The sequence below is a fragment of the Psychrobacter sp. NPDC078409 genome (genome assembly GCF_050268505.1).
Classification (GTDB): Bacteria; Pseudomonadota; Gammaproteobacteria; order Pseudomonadales; family Moraxellaceae; genus Psychrobacter.
This window is the reverse complement of the sequence record NZ_JBNNGW010000002.1, coordinates 719,050-726,847: the sequence shown is the minus strand read 5'-3', so window position 1 is coordinate 726,847 and position 7,798 is coordinate 719,050. Positions and strand designations below refer to the sequence as shown.

The following is a 7,798-nucleotide window of genomic DNA, read 5'->3' as shown; positions in this document are numbered from 1 at the left end:
CTGATCCCTTCCCGAACTCAGAAGTGAAACATCGTAGCGCCAATGGTAGTGTGGTTCGCCCATGTGAGAGTAGGTCATCGTCAGCTCTCTATTCTAGATAAAGCCCCCTTCGCTAACGCGGAGGGGGCTTTTCTTTGCGTCTATCTTTATTCCTATTGACCTACGCAGCAAATCCTATTTAAAGGTGAGTAAGGAGTAACGGCTGTCTGGGAGACAGTCGTCCATAGCGCAAGATGAAAGGCTAGGCCTGTAGATAGCTCTTGCGCTGCCTAAAATTGGTATGCAATTTTTACAGTGCTCTTCTCGTTCGTCAGCTCTCTATACCTAGATAAAGCCCCCAATGCGTGAGCGTTGGGGGCTTCTCTTTGCGTGCAGTTTGGCGATGGAAAGCTACTAGTAATTGAGTTCATGAACTTTCCCTATGATAGTCAAATAAGACTCTTATACGAAAAATTTGTCTAAAAAAGAATAGATCATGATACATATTTCTTGTCGAATATAAATACGTTGTGATGAATTGCTTCATTAGTCTTTTGAATATTAAATGTTTTCTTATCTTCAGGTAATCGTAGTACCTTTGGTAGTCGTGCTATTGCCATCTTTTCATTAGCAATGGCATAGTGACGATAGTATTCATTTAAGACTTCATTGCAGTCAAATTCTACGTAAACAATATTATCATTATGTTTTTTAGCTAAATTTATGATGGATAGAAAAAACTCATTTTTCGCTTCATTCTTTGAATGTTCCACATCTTCTAAAGTATAATTTGGTGGGAAACCGACCTTTATTTTTTGCCAAATACTACCATTTCCCTTAGTTTCAAGATAAAATTTTAATTTTTCTTCTAATTGATTCAACTGTATCAGGTTCTGTTCAGTACTATCGAAAGCTTCCTTGACAATTGCAATTATTTCTTTAGAAGCATTAGTGAAATTTTTTATCTCAAATTTTTTATCCTCTAATGAATCATAAATCGTATCTAGAAAATATTTGAAGCTAATTAGCCTGGCAATCATAATTTCTACATTAGAAGAATATGTAGCGATAGGTCGTAATTGAAAGTTTTGGAGATTATCTATAAGTTTATTAAAAATTTTAGTCAAATAATAAAATAAATAGTATCGATCATCACTATCAGTGACTGCATTATTAATTATATTAGGTAATTTATTCAAAATCGAAATTGTGATTTGGTGCTCATAGTCATTCATACGCTTACTGATATGATATTCTGTCTCTTCGCCGTCTTTTTTCAATTCTTTTTTGAGTAGAGGTATAATTTGTGTCTTACAGAGATGTTGTGCTTCTGCTATAAATTTGATGATTGTGTCTGATACACCAGCATCCAAAGTGTATAGTCGACTTGTACAGTATTTAACGTGTCGTATATAACGTTCTTCATCTATAAGCTCTTTTCTAATGACAACGTGTGTCAGATATACAAATAAATCATTACTACCGCCATCTTCATGCAAAAAACGTTTAATAGAATAAGGATTTTGTCTTGATTTGTCGGCAATACCTATTAAAAACCAGTAACGCTCACTTTCAATGACAAAGAACTTTTTACGCTTTGCCTCTCTTTTTATAATATCGGGTAATTTGTCTTGTTCCTGAAAGTCTATATCAGTAGAATCCCATGCACGAAAGTCTCGCCCCTGAATCTTTTGCTTAATAAATACTTCTTTAAAGTATGTTTTTACGATATCAGTATTTAAGTGCCTTATACCAGGTTGTACTATAAGATTTACATTATCGATCCAAAATGCTAAATCGTATAAAAATGCTTTTTTTATACTTTCACGACTTTTTTGGTCTAAAATATGATCACCTATATCAATACGGTTAAGATAATCGATCATCGCCTCTACTTTATCAGCAAGTTCAATAGCATCATATGAATCCGGCTTGGACTCAATAAATTTCAACATCTGTATAGCGATTGCTTTTAGCTCTCGATGACGAATTGCTGTTTTAGATAACAAACTTCTCAAATCATCTGGAATGATATAAGTAAAATTTGGGCTAATGTTCCTTTTTGATAATATTTTTTCGTACACACTTTTACGACTGGGTATATCGAGCTGCGGCAAAATACTGATAAGAATGGTTTTCCAGTTACCACCTAATGCTGGGTCTATCGATTTTAATTGATAAACTTGGTATTCTGAGAGCTCATACACATACATATTACAATTTCCTTTACAGAACTAATGTTTGCACAAATGCTCGCTATCTTAGCATCTATCAAATAACTATCACAGCATCTTTATTTCTCAGGCAGCTAGTTTAATAAACTAAGGCAAGATTATGACAACCTCAAAAGTAACCTACCAAGGCAATTTACGCACCCAAGCCATTCACCTACAGTCGAATAATCAAATCATCACTGATGCGCCGACGGACAATCATGGCAAGGGCGAAGCGTTTTCTCCGACTGATTTGCTAGCGACCAGTTTGGGCAGTTGTATCTTAACGATTATTGGTATCAAAGCCGAAGCGATGGATATCGATATCTCAGGTACGACCGCAGAAGTTACCAAAGTCATGGCGGCGAAACCAAGACGTGTGAGTGAAATACACGTTGTGGTTAATTTTTCGAAAGCATTGGACGAGAGTACCTTAAAGCGATTTTATAAAACTGCGTTAACCTGTCCAGTAGGCAATAGCTTGGATCCTGCTATCACTCAAAACTTAGTGTTTAACAATGGCACAGAAGCCTAATATGTCTACTAAGACTTTACTCATTGTTGCTCATGCGCCATCGCCTAATACTCAAAAATTGGCGCAGGCAGCTTATGACGGTGCCAATCATCCTGATATAGATATCACTGTGATTTTGAAATCACCGCAGGATACGCAGCCTGAAGACGTGTTGGCTGCTGATGCCTTACTGCTAGGTACGACTGAAAATCTAGCGTATATGGCAGGGCTAACCAAGGATTTTTTTGATCGTTGCTACTATTCAGTGTTAGAAGAAAAGCAAGGTATGCCATTTGCGGTATATATACGCGCGGGGCATGATGGTACAGGTACCAAGCTTGCGCTCAAAACGATTACAACGGGGTTACGTTGGTCATGGACTCAAGAGGCGCTGATACTACAAGGCGATTGGCAAGATAGCTTTGCTGAGCAAGTAGAAGAGCTTGCTATGACGCTTGCCGCTGGGGTAGAGGCAGGTATTTACTAGTTGTGAGTTGGTTGGCGGCTACTAGGTTAGTCTTAGACAGTGCTTGTTAATCTACTGCTATCAACGCTTAGCATAACAAACAGTCTGGGAGGATAGTGATGCATGACGATAATATAGATAGTGATAATCCAAATAATAAAGTAGATATTTCTGCATTGCCGTTTTCTCAAGCGTGTGAAAATAATAAACAGCCTATTCTAGAAGTACTCCAAACCGAGCTACAAAGCTCTAGTCATGTATTAGAAGTTGGTTCTGGGACAGGTCAGCATAGTGTCTACTTTGCGCCTCATTTGCCACATTTAAAATGGCAAACCAGTGATGTGATTAGTAATCACCGCCATATAATCGCTTGGCACAATGCGTATCCTGCACCCAATTTATATTCGCCATTAGCGTTTGATTTAGCGCATGACTCAGTACCTGTTAGTAGTCATTCAGATAGTGGTCGTTTAAATAGCAGTTATGTAGACAAACCTTACGATGCGATATTTACGGCCAATACTTTGCATATTATTAGCTGGGCTTTGGTAGAGCGATTATTTGCATTGACTGGTGATGCGTTACCTGTGGACGGTAAGTTGATTATATATGGCCCATTTAACGAAGATGGCAAATATACTAGTGAGGGGAATCAGCGATTTGATGCGATGTTGAGAGCAGGTAATCCTGACAGCGGCATTCGCCATAAAGAAGACGTCGTCAGTCTAGCAAATGCTCATCATTTACAACTCAGAAAAACATATGCGATGCCTGCTAATAATCAGCTATTGGTATTTCGGAAGCGCTAAGTTTTAAAGCGTCAGCAAAAACTAAATAAATAAAAAGACACCTTAATGGATCGTTATCAGATCTTGTTGAGGTGTCTTTTTGTTTGGGTTTGCTTATATTATTACTTATTTAATTTGTGCTGCTAGGTTATTTATATTCTTCTGCTAAAAAGTCCAAGTAACGTTTCCAAGAGCGCTCATCGGCGCGGGCGTCATATCTATCGCTGCCAAATACGCTAAAGGCATGTGGTGCGCCACTATAGGTAACCATCTCATGAGGGATTTTGGCTGCTTCTAATGTCTTGCCTAAAGTCGCAAAGCTCTCTAAAGAGACAGATTCATCAGCAGAGCCATGAAATACTAGGATTTCTCCCGTAGTTTTGTCATAGCTTTGACCAGTTGGAATATCGAATGCACCGTGGAAAGGTACAAAGGCTTTTTGCTCAAAACCTGAACGGGCAAGCTCTAACGCGACCGTACCGCCGAAACAATATCCCATAGTCGTGCCTTTGCGCACATCGTTGCCTTGTAGCTGTCCTGCCGTTAATGCCCCTGCCAATATGCGGCGCATTTTATTACGATCATCATATAGTTCCCCAGTTAGGCGTTTGTTTTCTTCGATAGAAGTGGGGCGAACGCCTTGTCCAAACATATCGGCCGCTAATACGTTGTAGCCTTCAGCCGCTAACATGTCAGCACGTTTGCGCTCATAGTCAGTTAGACCATCCCAATCATGAATCAATAAGATAAAAGGTGCGTTTGGCTTGTCCGCTTTTGCGTAATAGCCTTCGTACGCTTTATCATCAACCGTATAAGTTACGTTTTTGGTCGTGATAGCAGCAGCCGTTTGACTGAACGTTAATGCCATTAGACCCATTGACGCGCCTACTAGCAATGAGTGATAAGGTTTTTTAGTCAGGGAGCTTAGAGTTGGTAACATGGTAGGTGGCCTTATAGTTATATAAAAATAGTCGCATCATCAAATCCCTATAGGTCCGCTACATCGTTATCCTCGCTGACCATACTAATGTACAGCTTGCGCTCGGTTTTCTTGTAACGAAATTATCTGAATCCAACGACATAAAAAAGATAAATATAAGGCTAAAACCCTGCCAATTTATTTATCAATAGTCTCTAGTACTGCATAAAAAGCATACCTTAAAGAATAACTACATTACAAGATTCTATTGTTAACGTTTATGCGCCTTTAAGACCATCTAAAGTAGTCGCTTTATGGCGTCTATAAACGTTAACTAAATATCAACAAGGTTTACTATATACGCAACTATATTTGACTTATTTTTTGGGTACTATAACTCCTAAGCCTATTATTCCTTTACGAATTTTAGTGCGATATCAATTTAATGCTCGACAATGCTATAAACACAGATAAACAAATGACAGATGAAGTCACCACTATCTCAAAGGATATCAAACCTGTGTAGGCACTCTTTTAATGATTTAAAAGAGCACTCTCAATCTATTAGCTAGGATTTTTTATGAATAATAATATCGATCATACGGACCCCGCCAAAAACATGAATATGGAACGTGGCAATGGTGGTGAAACCCATCAGCGTGCAGGTGATGACACCAAAGTATTAACCACTCAACAAGGTGTGGCAATCGCTGATAACCAAAACTCTCTAAAAGCAGGTTCACGTGGACCGACGCTATTAGAGGATTTTGTATTACGTGAAAAAATTAATCATTTTGACCATGAGCGTATCCCTGAGCGTATCGTCCATGCTCGAGGTAGTGCCGCACACGGTTATTTTGAGCTGACAGAATCACTAGAAGAATATACGACTGCCAAAGTATTGACCGAAACAGGTAAACAAACGCCATTGTTTACGCGTTTCTCAACGGTAGCGGGTAACAAAGGCTCAAAAGATACACCACGTGATGTACGCGGTTTTGCTGTGAAAATGTATACAGAAGAAGGTAACTGGGACATTGTTGGTAACAACATGCCAATCTTCTTTATTCAAGATGCGATGAAGTTTCCAGATTTGATTCATGCGGTAAAACCAGAACCAGATCGTGGTTTCCCGCAAGCGGCCTCTGCTCATGATACGTTTTGGGATTTTGTCTCGTTAAGTCCTGAAACCATGCACAATCTGATTTGGCTGATGAGTGATCGCGGTCTACCACGTAGTCTACGCATGATGGAAGGTTTTGGTATTCATAGCTATCGCTTAATCAATAAAGACGGTAAGAGTACCTTTGTACGTTTCCATTGGAAGCCAGTATTGGGCGTACAGTCAACCACATGGGATGAGGCAGTGAAAATCTCAGGTGCTGATCCTGACTATCATCGCCGCGACTTGTTTGAGTCAATTAACAATGGCGACTATCCTGAATGGGAGTTTGGCGTACAGTTATTTACTGAAGAAGAAGCAAACGAATTCCCATTTGACCATCTCGATGCGACCAAGCTGATTCCAGAAGAGTTGGTGCCAGTGAAAGTCGTCGGTAAAATGGTATTGAACCGCTATCCAGATAATTTCTTTGCAGAGACTGAGCAGGTAGCATTCTGCCCATCGCATCTGCCACCGGGCGTTGATTTCAGTAATGACCCATTATTACAAGGTCGTTTGTTCAGTTACTTGGACACCCAGCTATCACGTCTAGGCTCGCCAAACTTTGCCCAGATTCCTATTAATGCACCAAAATGTCCGTTTGCTAACAATCAGCAAGATGGTCATATGCAGATGCAAGTGCCTAAGACGCGTGTACTCTATGAGCCACAAAGCTTAGATCCAACTCGTCCTCGTGAAAGCGCTAAACGTGGTTTCAACTCATTCCATGAGCAATTAGATGATGGCGTAAAAGGTCGCGTACGTGACGAGAGCTTTGCCGATCATTATAGTCAGCCACGTATGTTCTATCGTAGTCAGACCGCAACTGAGCAAGCACATATCGCAACCGCTTATGCGTTTGAGCTAGGTAAGGTAGATACAGCCCATGTGCGTACGCGTATGCTTAGCCATTTAATTCATATCGATGAAGATTTGGCCAACCGCGTAGCAACGGCATTGGGTATGGAGCTACCAGAGCCAGCTGATGCAGCTGCACCGGTGCAAGACTTGGGAACCTCTAAAGCGGTACAAACTATTGGCTTAACGCCTGATAGCCTAAAAGGTCGCATGATTGGTATCTTAGTCGCAGAAGGTTCTAATAGTAGTGAAGTCAAAAAGTTCGAAGATGCTGCCAAAGCGCAGGGTGCTAGCGTCAAAATCGTAGCGCCTAATAAAGAAGTCGTATTGGATGATGGTACACGCATACAAGCTGATGAGCGCCTCGCTGGTGGTCCGTCAGTAATGTTTGATGCCGTCGTTAGTATCATCATGCCTGACCAAGCTAGAAAGCTCGCAAAAGACAGCTCAGCACTAGATTGGTTCAATGATGCGTACAATCATTGCAAAGCCATCGCCTATTGCGGCGCGACTGATGAATTTATCCTAAGTAAACTACCAGTTGAAAAAGATGAATTTGTGACGCCATTGGCTGAGTTAGATGCCTTTATCAGTAATGCTAAGTCTCGTCTATGGGAACGTGAGCCAAAGGTTCGTGATCTTGCTTAGTCGATAAGCAGGTAATTTACAAACTATCTAAATGCTAAATGTTTACTTAAACTCAGCCTAAGCGCTGGGTTTTTGCTTTTTATTAATAAGGTGAGAGTTGTCATGGATAGAATTATATAGGCGGTTATGAGTAGTAAGTTGTCTATGGTTAGCTGTTAGCTGCATCGTCTCTGTATGCCATATTACTTCTGTATATAGTCACAAGCGTTCACTCAAAGTCATTTTATTTATAGTGACGGGCGCTATACTAA

6 protein-coding genes and 1 rRNA gene are annotated in these 7,798 nt (G+C 40.1%); 5 read left to right on the top strand and 2 right to left on the bottom strand.

Translation table 11 applies throughout. From position 1 onward, the window contains the following. Positions 1-86: ribosomal RNA gene (gene rrf, locus ACQKC9_RS06020) — 5S ribosomal RNA — on the top strand; the annotation flags it as partial. 387 nt (positions 87-473) lie between these two features. Here the strand turns inward: rrf and ACQKC9_RS06015 are convergent. Beyond that, complete coding sequence (locus tag ACQKC9_RS06015) at positions 474-2,192, bottom strand: hypothetical protein (protein WP_427620917.1); 1,719 nt, start codon at positions 2,190-2,192, stop codon at positions 474-476. 121 nt (positions 2,193-2,313) lie between these two features. On the opposite strand from ACQKC9_RS06015, the gene ACQKC9_RS06010 reads away from it, so the two are divergent. The 3 genes from ACQKC9_RS06010 to ACQKC9_RS06000 all read left to right on the top strand — a co-directional run bounded on the left by ACQKC9_RS06010 (position 2,314) and on the right by ACQKC9_RS06000 (position 3,981). Beyond that, the gene (locus ACQKC9_RS06010; protein WP_057758892.1) at positions 2,314-2,727 is read left to right on the top strand and encodes an OsmC family protein; all 414 of its coding nucleotides are present in this window, start codon (positions 2,314-2,316) and stop codon (positions 2,725-2,727) included. A gap of 1 nt (position 2,728) precedes the next feature. Continuing rightward, complete coding sequence (locus ACQKC9_RS06005; protein WP_427620916.1) at positions 2,729-3,193, top strand: flavodoxin family protein; 465 nt, start codon at positions 2,729-2,731, stop codon at positions 3,191-3,193. Positions 3,194-3,291: 98 nt separating this feature from the next. Beyond that, positions 3,292-3,981, top strand: a complete 690-nt coding sequence (locus ACQKC9_RS06000; RefSeq protein ID WP_427620915.1) for a DUF938 domain-containing protein — start codon at positions 3,292-3,294, stop codon at positions 3,979-3,981. Between the two features lie 127 nt (positions 3,982-4,108). Here the strand turns inward: ACQKC9_RS06000 and ACQKC9_RS05995 are convergent, their stop codons facing one another. Beyond that, on the bottom strand, positions 4,109-4,900 hold the full coding sequence (locus tag ACQKC9_RS05995; protein WP_427620914.1) for a dienelactone hydrolase family protein: 792 nt from the start codon (positions 4,898-4,900) through the stop codon (positions 4,109-4,111). 559 nt (positions 4,901-5,459) lie between these two features. Between ACQKC9_RS05995 and ACQKC9_RS05990 the strand changes: the two genes are divergently transcribed. Next, the gene (locus tag ACQKC9_RS05990; protein WP_427620913.1) at positions 5,460-7,547 is read left to right on the top strand and encodes a catalase; all 2,088 of its coding nucleotides are present in this window, start codon (positions 5,460-5,462) and stop codon (positions 7,545-7,547) included. Positions 7,548-7,798: the final 251 nt, after the last annotated feature.